Here is a 19,323-nt window from a genome sequence, read left to right on the forward strand (position 1 = left end):
TAGGGGGGAATTATGTCCATTTATACGGTTTTTGCCATGTTGGGTGGCTTGGCCTTATTTCTATATGGGATGGATTTAATGAGCGAGGGCCTGGAAACTACAGCCGGCAACAAGCTCCATTCTATTATAGAAAAATTAACATCCTCTACGTCTAAGGGTCTACTGGTAGGTATTATTGTAACAGCCATTATTCAAAGTTCTTCTGCCACCACCGTTATGACTGTAGGGTTTGTAAACGCAGGCCTTATGACCATCCGCCAGTCCGTAGGAATTATTATGGGGGCCAACATCGGGACCACAGTCACCGGTCAATTGGTTGCCTTAAATATTACGGACTCAGCACCTTTACTGGCCTTTGGAGGTTTTGTGGTCTATAAATTTGTCAACAAAAAGACCATTTCCAGCCTGGGTTCAGTTATTATGGGGCTGGGGCTCTTGTTTATGGGAATGGAGATCATGTCTTCATCCATGAGCCCACTACAAGACAGTCCTGTTTTTACAAGTCTTATGTTGAAATTTTCCAACCCCATTCTAGGAGTTATGGTTGGTTGTCTTGTGACAGCCTTGATTCAATCGTCCAGTGCCTCCATGGGGATTTTACAAGCCTTGGCCAATAAGAATTTAATTGGCCTGTCAGGGTCCATCTACATCATCTGCGGTTTTAATATTGGAACCTGTATCACCAGTCTCCTCTCTTCCATGGGGTCTAGTGTCAATGCCAAAAGAACCGCCTTGGTCCACGTCTTGTTCAACCTTATTGGAACGTTTCTTTTTATCTTCCTGGTCCAAGTGTTCCCGATTGAACGCTTTATCCTGTCCATTTCCAAGGACCTACCGGCAGCCCAGTTGGCCAATCTTCATACCATGTTTAACGTGGTTACCACCCTGCTATTATTTCCTTTTTCTAAGCAACTGGCTAGTTTGGCTACCCGCCTGCTGCCCATGAAGGATGCACCCATGGACTCTATGAGCCTTCGCTATATCAAGCCCAAAAATGTCCATGATGCCAACCTGGTTTTAACCGATGTCCGGGCGGAAGCTGACCGAATGTTGAATATTTCCTTAAAGAACTACTATTTGGCTATTGAGTGTTTTTACTATTATGATGACAACAAGCACAGGGAAATTCTCCACAACGAAGAAGTCATTAACTATTTAAACTCCCATATTACCAAGTATATTATTGACCTTTTAAGTGAGGCCATGGATGACCAAGTGGCATCCTACTTTACAGGTTATATGCGGATTGTTCGGGATATCGAGCGGATTGGCGACCACATTAAAAACATCGCTGAATTTGCCGAAATCAACGAAGAAAGAAAGCTGACTTTTTCCGACCAATGCTATGAAGAGTTGGATGTCTTAAATAAGTCCCTCCTCTCCTTCTATGACCTTGTAACCAAGGAAGAAGACCGGTTTATTCGCCGGTCCAAGGCCAGGGATTTTGACCTAAGTATTTCCAGCAATATTGAAAAATATCGAGACCTCCACCTAGACCGGATGAAGGATGGAATCTGTAATCCAGAAAGTGGTTTAGTCTATGAAAAAACCCTAACTGCTTTTGAAAGAATCTCCGCTTATTTGAGAAACATTGGTAAATTAAAAATGTGAGTCCGAAAGATCTTCCGGATTCATGGCAATACAAAAAGACCAGGATCTTATTTCCTGGTCTTTTGCTTTATTTAAATCTAATTTTTCATTCTTCAAGGGAATCAACTTCTTTGATTGGCAAAAAGGTAAAGATGAGACCAAAGACCAAGGAAAAGGCCAACCATAGGAAGGTTCCTTGGTTTTCCGGCATGGTTTTTTGTAGCTGAGCATAGTAGTCTATGTGGATGAAAAGGGCTAAAAGCTTTGATAGAACCGGTACCAGAGCTCCAAAGACCAAGCCGATATAGGTGGATCTTTTCTTGATAAAGCGGTCAAATAGGATGGCCAGGATCAAAATAATGGCCACAGGATAGATGCCTTCCAAAATAGGGCCGGACACCTTAATGATGTACTCTACTCCTCCTAGGGATAAAAAGAAGGAAACCAGGCTTACCAAATAGACTAAAAACCGATAAGAAAGTTTATTCCTGCTGATTTTTTGAAAGTATTCTGCACAGGTTACCGTCAGGCCAATGGCCGTTGTCAAGCAAGCCAGGGTCATGGCCAGAGACAAGAGAATCATACCCACAATCCCCAACATGGCATCGGTTGACTTAACTAAAAGTTCTACCCTGGATAGGCCTTCCCAACCGAAGCTGGAAATGGTAGACCCCAGGTAGATAAAACCCCCATAAATAAAGGACAGGCCTATTCCGGCAATGGCTGCTGCCTTTTTGGTAAAGGTCATCAGGGCCTGGCCTTCATAGCCCAGGTCCCGAAAGCCCTGGATGACAATAAAGGTAAACATCAAGGCTGCCAGGCAGTCCATGGTTTGGTAGCCCTGTTTAAAAGAAAATCCGAAAACCCCATGGGCGTGGAGGTCCACAGGATGGCCCAGGGGAAAAAGTACAGCCCGCAGGATAATAATAGTTAGGGTCACTAAAAGGGCTGGAGTCAAGTATTTTCCTAAAATATCAATGACCTTGCTTTCCGATAGGCAAAAGTAAATCACCAATAAAAAGAAAATTCCATTGACTAAAATACTGGGTACAGAAGGGGCTAGGCTGGCTTGTAAAACCTCCGAGGTAGTGGCTGCTGTTCTTGGTATGGCTAGACCTGGTCCAATACATAGGATAATCAGTAAACTAAAGAGTTTAGAAAAATTATTTCCAACCCTTTGGCCAATTCCTGATATCTCTCCTCCCACCTTTGTTGTGGCCAAGACTCCTAGCATAACAAAACCTACGCCTGTTAGTAGGAATCCCAAGGCGGAAATCCACCATTCTGTTCCTGCTTGAATTCCTAAAGTTGGTGGAAAGATTAAATTTCCTGATCCAAAAAACATAGAAAATAAAGCAAAACCTGAAATAATAATCTGTTTGTTTTTTTTCATACCTGCCTCCCCGAAAATAGAATATTTGTTTATTATATCATGAATTTCCCATGATAGGTGGAAAAATCACGAATTTTAGATGAATTTGCCTTAATTAAATTAAAAAAGTTCGGTCTGCCTTACAGGAACCGAACTTCACTTTCTTAATTTTTTAAAAAAATCAGTTAGTAGGCTGCTACATTCCTCTTCCAAGACTCCTGACCGGACGGCCAAGGTATGGTTGGAAGCAGGGCCAGTTAAGAGTTGGATACTGGACTCTACTGCACCGAAGCGTTTATTTTTTGCCCCATAGACCAGTCGAGAAATCCGGGTGTTGATTAGGGCCCCGGCACACATGCTACATGGTTCCAGGGTAACATAGAGGCAGCAGTCCTCCAACCACCAGGATTTTAGATAGTCCGCTGCCTGGTTTAAGGCTTGCAACTCTGCATGGTAGAGGGCATTGTTTTTGACCTCTTTTTGGTTATAGCCTTGGCCGATAATTAAGTCTTGGTAGACCACCAGGGCCCCAATGGGAACATCCCCACTGAAGCTGGCTTTTTTTGCCAATTCAATGGCTTTTTTCATATAGTATTCGTCCATATCTTCCTCTCAGCTTAAGCGACCAATATAGAAATCATAGGCCCAGACCAACCTTTCCTTCATGGGCTCTGCATAGTCTTGCCCCTGGAGTTTTTTCAAAAAATCTTCCTTGGAATAAAAGGCTCCGCCAGCAACCTCTTCCTCCTGGAGGACTAGGTCTTGGTCTTGAGCCTGTGTTTCCAGCAGATAGATATAGGAAAATTTATTCTTTTGCTTTAAGATTCCAAGAAATTCCAGGTCCTCCAGGCTTGGATTTAAGCCCACTTCTTCCTGGATTTCTCTTTGGACCCCCGCTTTAGGGTCTTCATCTACACCAAGGGTCCCACAGGTGCATTCTAAGTAGTTGGGGTAGTTGGCCTTATTTTTACTCCGGCGGGTAATGAGGATTTTTCCCTTTTGATTGATAATAATCGCCGCTACAACCCTGTAGTATTGCCCCTCTTCTAATTGACTGCCCCTGGGGACGGTTTTTCCCAGGGCCTTGTTTTCTCCATCATAGAGTTTCCACATTTCCATCCAGTTGCCCTCCTGCTTGGATAATGGCTTCTTTGGCAAGTTCTAAGCTTGGATCAATGCAAGTTTCCTGCCAATGAAAGATTTTTTTTGCAAGGGGAAGTTCTGTACAACCCAGGATAAAAGAATCCGCTCCCTGGTCTTTTAAGGCCTGAAAGACTCCCTGGATTCCCTCTTGGGGGTAGCTAAAGTCCTTGCTCTTAATGGCCCGGTAAATCAGGTCCTGGATAATATTTTCTTGGTCCGGATTGGGAAGGAGATAGTCCAGGCCCTCTTGGTCCAGGGCCTTTTGGTAAAGACCTACCTCCAAGGCTCCCTTGGTAGCCAGGATAGCCGGTTTCTTATAGGGTCCTTGGGCTATTTTTTTTGCCGCAATTTTTTGCATATGGAGGATGGGGATGCCCACCTCCCTGGTTAGGTCCTGGTAGTAGTAGTGGCTGGTATTGCAGGCAATGACTAAAAGTCCTGCCCCCATTTTTTCCAAGGCCTTGGCTCCGGCCAAAAGATCCGGATAGGGAGAGGGACCCTGGTCTAGGATGGCCTGGGTCCGGTCTGCAATTTGTGGTTTGTTGTCAATAAGGATGGGAATGTGGTCTTGGTCTTTTTCAGCCTTGGTGGCCAGGACAATTTTTTCAAAGAGGTCTACTGTGGCCAAGGGGCCCATTCCACCGAGAATTCCAATTGTCTTCATGAAATTCCTTTCTATATTTGTATTTTCTTCCTTTGCCTTCTGGGGACTAAAATTCCTAAAATGGTAAAAAATTCCAGACGACCCAGGAGCATTAAGAAGGAAAAGTAGAGTTTATAAAAATACGAAAATTCTGAAAAGTTCAAGCTGGGTCCAACCTTATTAAAACCGGGCCCTACATTACTTAACATGGTGGTTACTGCTGAACAGGAGGATAAAATATCCAGGCCCGACATGGTTACCAGGGCCGATGAAAAGACAAAAATCATCAAATAGACGCTAATAAAGGCAGAAACCCCCATAACTACCTCATCTTTTAAGGCCTTTCCCTCTAGGGTAATGGGAATCACTGCATTGGGGTGGACAACTTTTCCAATTTCTCTGGCAATGAGCTTAAAGACTATGGATATCCGAACCACCTTCATCCCTCCAGCAGTGGATCCTGCACAAGACCCGATAAACATCAGGGCATAGAGGATGAATTTTGAAAAAGAAGGCCAGAGGTCATAGTCTGTATTGCTAAAGCCCGATGTAGACATAAGGCTAGTTACTTGGAAAAAACTGTCCTTGGCCGCTTGACCCAAGGACCCATAGTGGTTGCTGTAGAGGTTGTAAGTAACTCCCAAAACAGCCAGCAGGATGATGATATAGTAGAGGCGGACTTCGTCATTTTTTAAGATTTCCTTATACTTCTTTTGGGAAAGCTGGTAGTAAATAGAAAAATTTGTCCCATAAATAATCATGAAAATACTCATGATAACAGGGATGTAGTAGCCTGAATAGGCCCCAATAGAATTGGCCTTACTGGAAAAACCCCCTGTTCCTGCCACCCCTAGGGTGTGGATTAGGGCATCAAAAGGAGTCATCCTTCCCAAAACCAAGAGGAAGAATAGGACTACAGTAATTCCAATATAGATGATATAGAGCCTTTTGGCTGTATCGGCAATCCTGGGTTCAATTTTTCCAGCTATGGGGCCGGGGCTTTCCGCCTTAAAAATTTGAAATCCCCCTACCCCCAGTCTGGGTAAGAGACTGATGGTAAAAACCAAGATCCCCATCCCGCCAATCCAGTGAGTTACCGACCTCCATAAGATCAAACTCCTGGGAAATTCTTCAATGTTGGGGATGATGGAAGCCCCTGTTGTGGTAAAACCAGAGACGATTTCAAAAAAGGCATCAACATAGCTTAAGTAGTGGCTGAAATAAAAGGGTAGGGCTCCAAACAAGGAAACAACCAGCCAGGCTGAACTTACAATAAAGAGTCCATCCTTGGGAGCCAGTACTAGGTCCGTGGTCTTTTTCCGATAAGACATATAGCCAAAAAAGGCCATTAAAGCAATGGTCAAAATAAAGTATTTGCTAATGCCGTCTTGGTCAAAGAGGCTTAAAAATAGGGAGGGTAGTAAAAATAAGGCTTCTATGGCCAAAATGACCCCAATCATCCGCCTTGCTATAGAATAATTCATGGAGGCCTCCTATTTTTTCCGCCATAACAGTTGGTTCAGGAGAGTTTTCCGCGTATTACCCACTTGGAAGATGGCCTTCATTTCTCCTAACTTGTCATGGATACAGAATAAAACGACATGGTCATAGGGTTTTAAATAGGTATCCCCATTGGGAATAAAGACTTGGTTGCCCCTAACCAGGGCCACAATCAAAAGGCCTTCCGGTAGGTTTAAGTCCTTAATGGATTTGTGGTAGATGGTCAATTCCGGCTTTAAAATGACCTCTGAAAACTCTGCCTTCCCATCCAACATCAAGTTGACAGACAGGGAATTTTTCCCTCTTAAGACTCTTAAAATCTTATTAGCTGTCATAAAGTTGGTGTTAAATACGGCATCGATGGACATTTTTTCCAAAATACGATTGTAGTTGTTTCGAGAAATTTTTGCCACGGACTTGTAGATGCCCAATTGCTTCATTAACAAGCCCATCAGGAGGTTGGTTTCATCAAAACCCGTTGCCGTTACTACGGCGTCAAAGGTAGAGATCATTTCTTCCTCAAGAAGGTTAATGCTGGTTCCATCTCCATGGATAATGGTGGCATTTGGTAGGTTTTCCTTTAAGAAAAGACACCTTTGCTCATTTAATTCAATAATTGTCGTGTCCACATGGCTTTTTTCCAGGAGAAGTCCCAGGTAATATCCTAATTTTCCCCCACCAATAATCATAACCTTATTAACCATCCGGGTCTTGGTAACCCCTGAATGGTTTTTGTCGAATTCTTCAATTTTGTGGGCTTCCCCTCCCACCAGGATAACATCATTGCTTTCCAGGGTTGTATGTCCATTGGGGATAATACTCTCTCCCTCCCTGGTAATGGCTGTTACCAGAAGGTTGTCAAAGCCCTCTAGGTCCATGAGTTTTTTCCCTACAAAGGCCTCGTCGTTGCCGATGTTAAATTCCACCAAACGGACCTTTCCTCCAACAAATTCATCACTAACCAGGAGGTATTTTTTTAATAGGTATTTTTCAACAGATTGGGCTGTTACCGCGTCAGGATTGATAATTAAATCTATATTCAACTCCTCTGCAATAAAGTGGAGGTGCTTATAGTATTCGGGATCCCGAACCCGGGCAACGGCATAGCGGCAACCCATTTTTTTAGCCATGGTACACAGGATAACATTGGCCTCATCATTTTTTGTCACAGCAAAAATCAACTCATAAGAGCCAATATTAATTTCCCTCAAGACTTTGAAATCTAATGCATTGGCATTTACACTTATGACATCTAATAAGTTTGTAACATCATCCACTACCTTTTCATTTTTGTCGATGACCGTTACATCTATGTTTTCATCAATCATGGCCTTGGCCAATTGGTAGCCCAGTTTTCCCATGCCAACGATTAAAGCTTTCATTCCATCCCCCCTTTCATTACCAATATTGTTACATAGTCGTCAAGAGTTTTCAATACTTGGCCACTATTTATTCAAAAAAAGAGAAAATAAGACCCTTATTTTCCCCTTTCAATAACTTATTGGTTTTGTTTTTCAAAAATTCCTGGGCCCAAAACCGTCATAACCACCTCAACTGCCCGGTCATAATCCTCAGGAGCCACATCAATTTCGCAACCATAAATTGAAGATCCCGTCAAAAGTCGCATGTAGTTTCCTGACTCATAGTCTTTCAAGGAATAGGGAATTCCAGCATCCTCCAGGGCCACTGTGGCGATTCCCCTCTCCAAGTCACTATAGACATTGATTAAAAAAATAAGTTCTTCCATTTTCTTCCCCTTATCCTTTCAAGCCCTGCTATTAACTGTTTTTAGCTGCAGTAATCACCGCCTGGCTAATGAGGTAGCGGAAAGATCCCTTTTCCAATTCATGGACCCCCTTGATGGTGGACCCAGCCGGTGAAGTGACCTCATCCTTTAAAACCCCCGGGTGCTTCTTGCTTTCTTCCAGCAATTTTGCAACTCCCTTAAGGGTTTGGGCCAAAAATTCATAACTATCCTGTCTTTTTAGGCCACAATAAACCGCCCCGTCAGAAGCCCCTTCGATAAAGAGGTCAATAAAGGCCGGCATACATCCACACAGGGCACAAAAGGCGGAAAATTGGTCTTCTGGAACTTCCTTATAGGCCCCAAAAGCCATCAAAAGCTCTTGGATGTCTTGTCTTTCTTCCGAGTCCAAATCTTGACCAAAGGCAGCTGCTGTCATAGACTCTCCCACTTGGGCTGGTGTATTGGGCATAATCCGCACCAATTTTTTATGACCCAGGAGGGCTTCCATATCTCCTAGGCTTTTCCCCATGACCATGGAAACCAGGGGTTTTTGTAGGGAATCCTTCAAGTCTTCCACTAAGGCTTCCATCTGCTGGGGTTTAACCCCAATAAAGATGTAATCTGCCTTTTCACAGGCCTCCCGGTTGTCCCGGATGATTTCTACCTGGTCAAAGCTTTTAAATTTTTCTAGTTTTTCCAAACTTCTGTTGGACAAAATCAGGGAATAGCCCTTTTTGGCCAAGGCCATGGCAATGGCTCCCCCCATATTGCCAACGCCCACCATGGCTATTTTTTTATCCATAGTCAACCTCCTTAAGAAAAGTTCCCTCTCCTAGAAGAGGGTTACTTTGGCTGGATAGTAATGAGCTCAATAGTCCCATTACTTTCTTTTTCAATTTGATAAATATAGTATTGGTCTGAAATAAGCTCTCCACTTGCAATTTCGGAACCTGCTTGTTGTAAAAGATAATAGACCAGTCCCCCAATAGATTGGAATCCATGGCTATCTATATGGTAGTTAAATTGTTGGTTGATGGATTCCACCGATGTGGCTGCAGAAAAAATCCCTGCATTGACATCCACATTGATATTTTTCTTCATGATGAAGTTTTTGACAAAAAAGAGGATGGCAATGGCCACGGCACCAATTAACAAGTCCATCATGGTGTCGGACTTGATCAATAATTTTCTCGCAATGACAAAGGTTATGAGATAGATAATATTTTTATCGGAATAGGCCGTCAGCATGATGATAAACTCCATGCCGATAACCAGCATTAGGCTATGCTTTAAAAATTCTTGAAAAAGATTTAAAGATAGGTCCGGTTCACTATTTACAATTTTAATAATGTACTTAAACAAGTCCGGAAAGGAAAAAATGATGGCCAGGATGACTGTAGCACTAATCACAATTTCCAAGGCATAGATTAACTTGCTTATAAATAATAAATTTTTCTTCTTATTCATAAAATCCCCTACACATTTGCTGTTTTATAGGCTTCTTTTCTAATTTTTTCCAGGACCTTTTTTTCGATCCGGGATACGGTCATTTGAGAGATGTCTAACTTTTCTGCAATGGCAACCTGGGTTTTTTTGTTGTAGTAGCGGTCAATCAAAATGGTTTTTTCAACATCATTGAGTTTTTCCATGGCTTTTTCAATAAAGTCGTTGACTTCAATTTGGTTGAAATAAGGCTCATCTTCTCCAATTAGGTCAGATAGGTTTACTTCCTTATCATCCCCAGACCCTTCAAATTTCAAATCTAAAGAGGTGGGTGAATAGACCTTGGAGGCCTCCATGGATTCCAAAATATCTTCTTGACTGACATTTAAATAGTCGGCAATATCCTTTATGGTGGGGGTTTTTTGGTTTTCTTGGGCCAGGGTTACCTTGGCGTTGTTGATTTTTTTCGACAACTCCTGAATCCTTCTGGGAACCCGGATAGTCCATCCCTTGTCCCGAAAATACTTTTTAATTTCCCCAATAATTGTCGGTGTAGCAAAGCTAGAAAATTCATACCCCTTGGAAGGGTCGTACCTTTCCACCCCATAGATTAAGCCAATGGAGGCCACTTGAAAGATATCGTCGTAGTCAATTCCTCGATTTGCATATTTTTTAGATAGAATTTCTGCAATATAGAGGTGTTCTTCAATCAATATATCTCTTAATTCCTGGTCCTTGGTTTTTGCATACTCTTGAAACATCTCTTTTCTTTCTTCTTTTGTGAGTTGACGATCCAATTGATCGTATGCTTGTCTATCCATCATTGGTCTGTATAAATAGACTTAAAAATAAGCATGGTTGAATCCCTATAGTCCAGGTCATCTGCCAGGGACCGAATAATGGATTCGCTCATGAGAGACCCATCATCTTCTTTGATTTTTTCTGGATAGGGACAGGAAATGGCAAAGGTTATTTCCTCTTTTCCTAAGGAAATTTTTAAGGAAATATCCCCCTGGTCTTCTTGGAGGAAGTAGGAGAGGTTACAGGCCTCTGTTACAATCATCCTTAAATCTTCAATGGTGTCCAGGTCCAGGTTTTTTAGACTGGCCAAGTAAGACGTTGTTAAGCGGGCTACAGGTATATAGTCTTTTTTTCTTGGAAAAGAAAGGCTTAAAAAATCACTCATTTTCTTCTCCTTCAAAAATAAATAGGTTGTCCAATTGGGTAATGGTAAATAATTTTCGAATGGACTTTTTCATATTGATGATTTTTATCTTTTTATTGTCGTCTTTACAGAGTTTCAACAGGTAAATAAAAGCACCTAGACCTGTGGAGTCCATATAAATCAAGTCTTCTGAATTAATTAAAATGTCTGTTTTATACTTTTCATATTCCCTTTCACCGACCCTTTTAAAGTCCGGTGTACTGGTAATATCCAATTCTCCCTTGGGTTTTAAGACTAATAAATTTTTATCCTCATCATACTGACGAGCGATTTGAAAAGACATAGCGACCTCCTTGTTCAGTTCAATAGATCCTACTTAAGAACCTTATAGCTTCATCATTCTCCTAGATATTTAGCCACAGAAACAACATTGGAATCCTTGATGTTCATTAGTTTTACGCCACTGGTGCTTCTTCCCAAAACACTGATATCCTTGGTTTCCAAGCGGATAATGGTTCCAGATTGAGAAATCATCATAATTTCATCTTTCTTATCGACAACTTTTCCAGAAACCAAGGGACCCGTTTTTTTGTTGATCTTGTAGGTAATTAGCCCCTTGCCGCCTCTTCTTTGGACCTTGTATTTATTCAATTCAGTCATTTTTCCAAAACCATTTTCTGTAATGGCCAGAAGGTAATTATCTTCTTTTACAATATCCATAGAAACAATTTGATCTTGGTCATCCAGGCTAATTGCCTTGACTCCTTGACCATTCCGGCCAATATTTCTAACCTGGTCTTCTGTAAAACGGATGGCCATTCCTTCCTTGGTAACTACAATGTATTCATCTCCAGGACAAGATTGGCGAACAGTAACCAGCTCGTCTCCTTCATTTAACTGGATGGCATTGAGCCCATTGCTACGGATATTTGAGTATTCACTAATCAGGGTTTTTTTAATCAAACCATCCTTGGTAACAAAGACTAAAGAATCTTCTTCTCCAAAGGATTTTACAGGCATCATTTCCTGAATCGTTTCATCGTTTTGGAGGTTGATTAGGTTTACAACAGCTGTTCCCTTGGCTGTACGACCGGCTTGGGGTACTTGGTAGGCCTTTAGGCTATAAACCCGTCCCTTGTTGGTAAAGAATAGGATGGTGTCGTGGGTGGATGTGATGTAGAGGTTGGAAACAAAGTCTTCATCCCGGCGAGTCAGGGCAGAAATTCCCTGTCCTCCCCGTCTTTGCGGTTTATAGGTTCCCTCTGGCATCCGCTTAATGTAACCAAAATTTGTCATGGTAATGACGACATCTTCTTCTTCAATCAAGTCCGCATCTTCCAATTCTCCTTGGAAGTGTTCAATGACTGTCCGTCTTTCATCCCCATACTTGGTCTTAATTTCTTCCAATTCTTCCTTGATAATACCAATAAGGATTTTTTCACTGCCCAGGATTTCCTTGTACCAGGCAATATTTTTTAAGAGTTCTGCATATTCAATTTCCAAATTTTCTCTGGATAGGCCAGTTAAACGACGAATTCTCATGTCCAAAATGGCTTGAGATTGGGCGTCTGTTAACTGGAATTCCTCTTCCATCTTGTCCTTGGCCTCTTGGTCATTTTGAGATCCTCGAACAATTTCAATAATCCGGTCAATATTATCAATGGCTATCTTTAAGCCTTCTAAGATGTGGGCTCTCTTTTCTGCCCGGTCCAGGTCAAATTGTGTCCTGCGAGTTACTACATCTTTTTGGTGGTCCACATAGTGGCCAATGAGTTCTTTTAAATTTAAAATTTTCGGAACCCCGTTAACCAGGGCCAGGTTGATAATACCAAAGGTACTTTGCAACTGGGTTTGTTTGTAGAGGTTGTTTAAGAGGACATGGGGGTTGGCATCTCTTTTGCATTCAATGACAATCCTAATCCCGTCTCGACCCGATTGGTCAGCAATGTAAGAAATTCCATCAATTTGTTTGTCCTTAACAAGGTCGGCAATTTTCTTGACTAGGGCCGCCTTGTTGACCTGGTAGGGAAGTTCTGTAATCACAATGGCATGGCGGTTTTTTAGCTTTTCTATTTCAGCCACTGCCCGCATAATAACCCGACCTCGACCAGTTTCATAGGCTTCCTTGATTCCGGACTTGCCCATGATTTGTCCACCCGTTGGAAAATCTGGTCCCTTGATGGACTTCATCAGGTCTGCAATGGAGATAGATGGGTCATCCAAATAGGCTGTAACTCCGTCAATCACTTCATTTAGATTGTGGGGGGCCATATTTGTTGCCATCCCAACAGCAATCCCTGTAGACCCATTCACCAATAGGTTGGGAAAACGAGAAGGTAACACAGTTGGTTCCTTCATCTTTTCATCATAGTTTAAACCGAATTCTACCGTATCCTTGTTGATGTCTCTCAACATTTCTTGGGCCAAGTCTGTCATGCGAACTTCTGTATACCGCATGGCTGCAGCGCTATCTCCGTCAATGGATCCAAAGTTTCCCTGGCCTTCAACCAACATATAGCGGGTATTAAAGGGCTGGGCTAGACGGACTACGGCATCATAGATAGCTGTATCCCCATGGGGATGAAATTTACCCATAACAAAACCAACCAGGTTGGCTGATTTCACTGTAGGCTTGTCCGGTGTCATTCCTTCCAAGTGCATCCCATAGAGGATTCTCCGGTGGACTGGTTTTAAACCATCCCTAACATCCGGAAGGGCCCGACTGACAATAACACTCATGGAATAGTCCAAATAAGCCCTTTGCATTTGTTTTTCAAGGATTACATTATTAATCGTCTCATTCATGTGTTCAAATTCTTCCACAAAGTCCCTCCCTTCTATGCATCAATATTTTCTGCATACACTGCATTTTCTTGAATAAATTCACGTCTTGGTTTAACATCACTTCCCATAAGCATGGTAAAGACTTCATCTGCCTCTTGGGCATCTTCAATTCCCACCCTTAAAAGAATCCGATGTTCAGGGTTCATGGTGGTTTCCCAAAGTTGGTCTGCATTCATTTCACCAAGCCCCTTGTAGCGACCGATTTTATATTTATTGTCTCGACCTAAATCATCCATAACCCTCTTTAATTCATCGTCGCTATAGCAATAGCGAATGACCTTGGACCCTTTTTTGATCCCGTAAAGGGGTGGTTGGGCTACATAGACATGTCCCTCCTCAATTAGAGGTCTTAGGTATCTAAAGAAGAAAGTAAGGAGCAGGGTTTGGATATGGGCCCCGTCTACGTCAGCATCGGTCATGATAATAATTTTTCCGTATCTTAATTTTTCAATATTAAATTCAGACCCGACTCCGGTGCCAAAGGCTGTAATCATGGCCTTGATTTCATCTGAATTTAAAATTTTATCCAACCTGGCCTTTTCAACATTCATAATCTTCCCTCTTAGGGGGAGGATGGCCTGGGTCATGTGGTCCCGGCCTCCCTTGGCGGAACCTCCTGCTGAGTCCCCTTCCACTAGGAAGATTTCTGTAACCTTGTTGTCATCCAATTGGCAATCTTGCAATTTCCCTGGAAGGACAGTTGAGTCCAAGATAGACCGTTTTCGGGTTAGGTCTCTTGCCTTTCTGGCAGCTTCTCTGGCCCTTCTGGCTGATAGGGCCTTTTGCAAGATTGCCCTACTGACCTTGGGATTTTCTTCCAAGAAGGTTTCTAAATTTTCTGTAACTACAGCATCTACAATTGTTCTAGCTTCACTGTTTCCAAGTTTTGCCTTGGTTTGTCCTTCAAATTGAGGTTGGGGAAGTTTTACACTGATGATGCCTGTAATGCCTTCTCTGACATCTTCCCCTGACAGGTTTTCTTCCTTTTCCTTGATTAAATTGTATTGGCGGCCATATTCATTAATGGACCGGGTCAAGGCAGACCGAAAACCTGATAAGTGGGTTCCCCCTTCTTCTGTGTGTATGTTGTTGGCAAAGGTCAGGATATTTTCTGAATAGGAGTCCGTATATTGGATGGCTACCTCTACAGAAATCCCCTCCTTGACCTGCTCCATATAGATAACTTCTTGGTGGACAGGAGTTTTTTTCTTGTTTAAAAATTCCACAAAACTTTTGATTCCACCTTCATAGTGGAAGGTTTCTTCCTTTTTTGTTTCCCTTTGGTCTTCAAAGACAATTTTGACTCCCTTATTTAAAAAAGCCATTTCTCTGAAGCGTTTAGCTAACACTTCATAGGAAAATTCTGTGGTTTCTGTAAAGATTTCTTCATCAGGGCAAAAAGAAATTTTCGTTCCATGTTCTTCTTTTCCACAAGTTCCAATTTCTTTTAATTCTGTCAGGGTATCTCCCTTGGCAAATTCTTGTTGATAAATCTTTCCATCTCTTTTAACTGTTGCAATGAGATGTTTAGACAAGGCATTGACAACACTGACCCCAACCCCGTGAAGACCTCCACTGACCTTGTAGGCTCCGTTGTTGAATTTTCCCCCTGCATGGAGGATGGTTAGGACAGTTTCCACTGTTGATTTTCCTGTTTGGGGGTGGATTTCCACCGGGATTCCTGAACCGTTATCAATAATGGAAACCCAGTTGTCTTTTTCTAGCTGGATTTGAATGGTATCACAAATTCCCGCCAAGGCCTCATCAATGGAGTTGTCCACAACTTCATAAACCAGGTGGTGGAGTCCCTTGGGTCCTGTACTGCCTATGTACATACCCGGTCTTTTTCTTACAGGCTCTAGGCCCGTCAATACTTGAATATCACTTGCTGAGTAATTTCTTTTATTCTCGGTCATAACCGCCTCTATTCCTCCTTTTTAAGAAAACAATCTATTTTGATTAATCGAATATACACTTGAATCCGGAACAATCTTTTGAATTTGAACCACCTGGTCTGTTGTCGTAATAAAGGTTTGACAAGAGCCTATAGCATCTAGAAAGAGCTTTTTCCTTTTTTGGTCTAGTTCTGAAAAGACATCATCCAGTAACAAAACCGGTTTTTGTCCGGTTTCTTTCTCAATATACACAACTTCGGCTAATTTAAAAGATAAGAGAACACTTCTTTGTTGGCCCTGACTGGCAAAACTTTTGGCCTCCATCTTGTTGATGTAGATTTTTAGGTCATCTCTATGGGGACCAAAACTGGTCCGTCTTAAATTTAAATCCGTCTCTAAGGACCGGTTAAATCCCTCTTGGTATTCTTTTTTCATGCTTTCCAAAGAAGTTTGGTAGGAAATTTTTGTTTCATAAGTTAAGTCAATTTTTTCTTTTTCATAGCTAATGAAAAAATGGTATTTTTTTGCATATTTTTTAAAAGCTTCTAGGCTTTCATAGCGTTTTTTTATAATTCGGCTCCCTAGGTCCACTAATTGGTCCTGGTAAACCCTAAGTAATCCGGGATCTGGATTTTTTTTTAATATGATATTTCTCTGAAACATCACTCGGTTATATTGGCGCAATAGGGTCTCATAGGAAGAGTCTACCTGGTCAATTAGGTTGTCGATAAAGTCCCGTCTTAGGTTGGGACCCTCTTTAACCATGTTTAAATCTTCCGGGCGAAACAAAACACAAGGACTTTTTTCATTGTATTGGTTGATGTTGGATATGGCTTCTTCGTTGATTCTCATTTTTTTAGGATTGTATTGAGAAATTTTAATTTCTTGAATGTAGTCAAATCCAAAAACTTCAATTCTTCCTCGAATAAAGGACTGGTCCTTGTTAAAAAGAATGGCTTCTTTTTCAGAATTGGTCCGAAAACTCTTGGCCCTAAGTAAAAAGTAAATGGCTTCCAGGAGGTTTGTCTTTCCCTGGGCATTTTGTCCATAAAAGATATTCATTTGTTGATTGGGTTGGAAGTAAATATTTTCATAGTTTCGAAAATTAACCAGTTGAATATCCTTAACAAACATAATCCACCTACTTAATTAAAAGCTCTTGGCCATCTAAAGAAACCCGGTCTCCTGCCAGTAATTTCTTCCCCCTGCGGTACTCAACTTCCCCATTGACCAAAACCTGGCCCTCTTGGATCAGTAATTTGGCATGGCCTCCGCTTTGGACTAGGTCTCCCCGTTTTAAAGCCTGGTCCAAGCGAATAAATTCATCTTTCAGTTCAATGATCTTTTCCATTATTGACCGGCCAAACGAACAGGAAGAACTAGGTAAATATAACCACTTTTTTCGCTGCTTTCAATAATACAGGGATTTACTGAATCGATAAAATGGCAGATAATTTCTTCTTCTTGGATGGCCTTGACTCCTTCCAATAAATACTTGCTATTAAAGGCTATTTTTAGCCCATCTCCTTCTGTGCTACAGGGAATTAACTCGTGGACATCCCCTATATCTGAATGGGATTCTATTAGAATTTCGTTGGCAGAGATGTCCAATTTAACCAAGTTTGATCTTTCTTCCTTGGCCAGAAGGTTGGCCCTTTCCAAGCCTTGAACAAAGTCTTGGCGTTTTAATTTTACATTAATCTTGTGGTCATTACGAACCAATCCTTGGTATTGGAAAAATTCCCCATTGATGAGTTTTGAAACAAAGATAGTAGATCCCAGGTCTATTTTAATGTAGTTACTTGCCAGCTCTATAAGGATGCTATCCAGAGATTCGTCTAAGAGTCGAACAATTTCAGTACAGGCTCTGGCAGGAACAATGGCTTGAATTTCTGCATCTGATTGGATTTCCATTTCATTTAAGGCCATCCGGTAGCCGTCCAGGGCTACAAAGCTCATTTTTCCTGGCTTACAATCAAATAAAACACCCGTTAAGGCCATTCTTAAGTCATCCAGGCTGACAGCAAAGCTTGTGGACCTCAAGGAGTCCACCAAGCTTTCCCTGGATAATTGAATTTTTACAGAGTCGATGATTTCCGGCATTTGTGGAAATTCTTGCGTAGGTTGGCCCATGATATTAAATTCAGATTGTTGGCAACGGATATTTAAATTATGTTCTGTCAGAGTTAAGTAGATTGTTGCTGAAGGAAGTTTTCGAATAATATCACCAAATAATCTGGATCCTAAAACTATTTCTCCTTCTTCTAAAACCTTGGCTGCTACCTTGGTTTGGATGGAAATTTCTCCATCTGTCCCCATAAGGGTAATTTGATTGTTTTCAGCTTTAAAGTATATTCCCTCTAATATGGGAAGGGGTGTCCGTCCGGAAATAGCTTTTTGAACGGTATTAATGGGACCGATGAGGTCTTGTTTATGGATTTCTACTTTCATGGTTTTCTCCTTAATAAGATAATAGATAAGATATAGTATTAGTAGTAGGGAGTGTGAATATGTGGATAAGTGGATTTATAAAGCCTGGTTTGAGAATTTGTTTTTGTTTACAAATTGTGGATATGTCTTGGATAAACCCTAACTTATTCACAGTTCTCCTTTTACTTCCCGAATCATTTGATGGATTTTTGCATTTAAAGAGGGGTTATTTTCCACATCTTCAGAAACTTTTTCATAGGCATGGATAACAGTGGAGTGGTCTCTTCCCCCAAAAGTTTCCCCTATTTTTAAAAGGGAAAGATCTGTATATTGCCGGCTCATATACATGGCAATTTGTCTTGGGTAGGCAATAGACCGGGTTCTTTTTTTAGAATCTAAATCTTCCAAGCTTACATTGTAGTGTCTGGAAATAACCTTTTTAATGGCCTCTGGAGTAATGGGCTTCGTTGTTTGTTCCCGGTAAAGGTCTTTTAGGGCCAAAGAGGCGGTTTTTATACTAATAGTTCCTGTAGTTAACCGGCTGTAGGCTGTAACCCGAGATAGGGCCCCCTCCAATTCACGAATATTACTTTGGACTTGTTCGGCAATAAAGTTAATGACGTCGTCAGGAACTTGAAAACCTTCAGCATCGGATTTTTTCCTAAGAATGGCAATTCGAGTTTCTAAATCTGGCGGAGCAATATCAACTACAAGGCCCCCGGCAAACCTGGAGATAAGACGACTTTCCAGCTTAGGAATGGTATTTGGTGGCTTGTCAGATGTTAGGACAATTTGTTTGTCAGCAGCATAGAGCTCGTTGAAGGTATGGAAAAATTCTTCCATAGTGGTTTCCTTATCGGCAATAAACTGGATGTCATCAATTAATAAAAGATCCATGCTTCGATATTTATGACGAAAATGTTCATTTTTATTGGTTCGGATGGAATTGATAAATTCATTGGTAAATTGCTCACTGGTTACATAGAGGACCTTTTTTTTAGGGTCCCGGTCCAGGACAAAGTGGCCAATGGCATGCATAAGGTGGGTTTTACCAAGTCCCACTCCACCATAGATAAAAAGCGGGTTTGCATTGGCTTTTTTCAGACTATCTGCTACAGACACACTGGCTGCGTGGGCGAATTCATTAGACTTGCCCACAACAAAGGTATCAAAAGTATATTTGGGATTCAAACGGCTTCTTTCATACAATTGATCTTGGGAGCTGGTTTGAAAAGAATTGTATGGGGCATCTCCAACCAGGAATTTAAAGTTCAAATTTTTTTCGGTAAGGCGGTTGAAAATATCTACCATATAGCGGTGGTAGGATTCATTATTGCAAATATGTTCTCCAATAAAAGAGGTTGGGGTATTGATGAAAAGAGTGTCATTTTCAAGCTTTATAGGAGACAATTGTTTAAAAAAAGTATCATAGGTTATGGGTGAAATTTCAGTTTTTTGAAGTTCACTGAGAAAATTTCCCCACAAGTGAAGTAAATCTTGATCCAAGGTATTCCTCCTAAAAATTATCCACAACAAATAAAGGGGATAAAA

Annotated in this window: 19 protein-coding genes; 1 reads left to right on the top strand and 18 read right to left on the bottom strand. The window is 41.4% G+C overall.

Annotated features, from left to right (window positions below):
* Positions 1-12 precede the first annotated feature (12 nt).
* Positions 13-1,611 (top strand): Na/Pi cotransporter family protein, encoded by a 1,599-nt coding sequence (locus tag BQ7400_RS08105; RefSeq protein ID WP_072470101.1) that lies wholly within the window; start codon positions 13-15, stop codon positions 1,609-1,611.
* A gap of 85 nt (positions 1,612-1,696) precedes the next feature.
* On the opposite strand, the gene brnQ is transcribed toward BQ7400_RS08105, so the two are convergent.
* From brnQ to dnaA, 18 genes are all read right to left on the bottom strand, one after another.
* Positions 1,697-2,983: a branched-chain amino acid transport system II carrier protein gene (gene brnQ, locus BQ7400_RS08110; RefSeq protein WP_072470102.1), complete on the bottom strand. Its 1,287-nt coding sequence runs from the start codon at positions 2,981-2,983 to the stop codon at positions 1,697-1,699.
* Positions 2,984-3,118: 135 nt separating this feature from the next.
* Entirely contained in the window at positions 3,119-3,565 is a 447-nt protein-coding gene (gene tadA / locus BQ7400_RS08115; RefSeq protein ID WP_072470103.1) for a tRNA adenosine(34) deaminase TadA, read from the bottom strand.
* Positions 3,566-3,574: 9 nt separating this feature from the next.
* Complete coding sequence (locus BQ7400_RS08120) at positions 3,575-4,081, bottom strand: NUDIX domain-containing protein (protein WP_072470104.1); 507 nt, start codon at positions 4,079-4,081, stop codon at positions 3,575-3,577.
* Entirely contained in the window at positions 4,059-4,769 is a 711-nt protein-coding gene (gene cuyB / locus BQ7400_RS08125) for a cysteate racemase (RefSeq protein ID WP_072470105.1), read from the bottom strand. The genes BQ7400_RS08120 and cuyB overlap by 23 nt, the downstream gene beginning before the upstream one ends.
* 11 nt (positions 4,770-4,780) lie before the next feature.
* Positions 4,781-6,232, bottom strand: a complete 1,452-nt coding sequence (locus tag BQ7400_RS08130) for a TrkH family potassium uptake protein (RefSeq protein ID WP_072470106.1) — start codon at positions 6,230-6,232, stop codon at positions 4,781-4,783.
* A gap of 9 nt (positions 6,233-6,241) precedes the next feature.
* Entirely contained in the window at positions 6,242-7,630 is a 1,389-nt protein-coding gene (trkA, locus tag BQ7400_RS08135) for a Trk system potassium transporter TrkA (RefSeq protein WP_072470107.1), read from the bottom strand.
* A 116-nt stretch (positions 7,631-7,746) separates the two neighbouring features.
* Complete coding sequence (locus BQ7400_RS08140) at positions 7,747-7,995, bottom strand: putative signal transducing protein (RefSeq protein ID WP_034438117.1); 249 nt, start codon at positions 7,993-7,995, stop codon at positions 7,747-7,749.
* A gap of 31 nt (positions 7,996-8,026) precedes the next feature.
* Positions 8,027-8,797, bottom strand: a complete 771-nt coding sequence (gene proC, locus BQ7400_RS08145) for a pyrroline-5-carboxylate reductase (RefSeq protein WP_072470108.1) — start codon at positions 8,795-8,797, stop codon at positions 8,027-8,029.
* A 41-nt stretch (positions 8,798-8,838) separates the two neighbouring features.
* Positions 8,839-9,462, bottom strand: a complete 624-nt coding sequence (locus BQ7400_RS08150) for a phosphate-starvation-inducible PsiE family protein (protein WP_072470109.1) — start codon at positions 9,460-9,462, stop codon at positions 8,839-8,841.
* 8 nt (positions 9,463-9,470) lie between these two features.
* A complete protein-coding gene (locus BQ7400_RS08155) occupies positions 9,471-10,259 on the bottom strand; it encodes a SigB/SigF/SigG family RNA polymerase sigma factor (RefSeq protein WP_034438124.1) in 789 nt (262 codons plus the stop codon).
* Entirely contained in the window at positions 10,259-10,624 is a 366-nt protein-coding gene (locus BQ7400_RS08160; RefSeq protein ID WP_072470110.1) for an ATP-binding protein, read from the bottom strand. Before BQ7400_RS08160 ends, BQ7400_RS08155 begins: the two co-directional genes overlap by 1 nt.
* The gene (locus tag BQ7400_RS08165; protein WP_072470111.1) at positions 10,617-10,946 is read right to left on the bottom strand and encodes an STAS domain-containing protein; all 330 of its coding nucleotides are present in this window, start codon (positions 10,944-10,946) and stop codon (positions 10,617-10,619) included. The genes BQ7400_RS08160 and BQ7400_RS08165 overlap by 8 nt, the downstream gene beginning before the upstream one ends.
* A 53-nt stretch (positions 10,947-10,999) precedes the next feature.
* Positions 11,000-13,426 carry a DNA gyrase subunit A gene (gene gyrA, locus BQ7400_RS08170; protein WP_425445225.1) on the bottom strand — a complete coding sequence of 809 codons (2,427 nt, stop codon included), beginning with the start codon at positions 13,424-13,426 and terminating at the stop codon, positions 11,000-11,002.
* A gap of 14 nt (positions 13,427-13,440) precedes the next feature.
* A complete protein-coding gene (gene gyrB, locus BQ7400_RS08175) occupies positions 13,441-15,363 on the bottom strand; it encodes a DNA topoisomerase (ATP-hydrolyzing) subunit B (RefSeq protein ID WP_072470112.1) in 1,923 nt (640 codons plus the stop codon).
* Positions 15,364-15,384: 21 nt separating this feature from the next.
* On the bottom strand, positions 15,385-16,476 hold the full coding sequence (gene recF, locus BQ7400_RS08180; protein ID WP_072470113.1) for a DNA replication/repair protein RecF: 1,092 nt from the start codon (positions 16,474-16,476) through the stop codon (positions 15,385-15,387).
* Positions 16,477-16,483: 7 nt separating this feature from the next.
* Positions 16,484-16,693, bottom strand: a complete 210-nt coding sequence (locus BQ7400_RS08185; RefSeq protein ID WP_072470114.1) for an RNA-binding S4 domain-containing protein — start codon at positions 16,691-16,693, stop codon at positions 16,484-16,486.
* Positions 16,693-17,793, bottom strand: a complete 1,101-nt coding sequence (gene dnaN / locus BQ7400_RS08190; protein ID WP_034438135.1) for a DNA polymerase III subunit beta — start codon at positions 17,791-17,793, stop codon at positions 16,693-16,695. Before dnaN ends, BQ7400_RS08185 begins: the two co-directional genes overlap by 1 nt.
* Before the next feature lie 147 nt (positions 17,794-17,940).
* On the bottom strand, positions 17,941-19,278 hold the full coding sequence (gene dnaA / locus BQ7400_RS08195; protein WP_072470115.1) for a chromosomal replication initiator protein DnaA: 1,338 nt from the start codon (positions 19,276-19,278) through the stop codon (positions 17,941-17,943).
* Positions 19,279-19,323 lie beyond the last annotated feature (45 nt).

The organism is Urinicoccus massiliensis (assembly GCF_900120405.1).
Taxonomy (GTDB): domain Bacteria; phylum Bacillota; class Clostridia; order Tissierellales; family Peptoniphilaceae; genus Urinicoccus; species Urinicoccus massiliensis.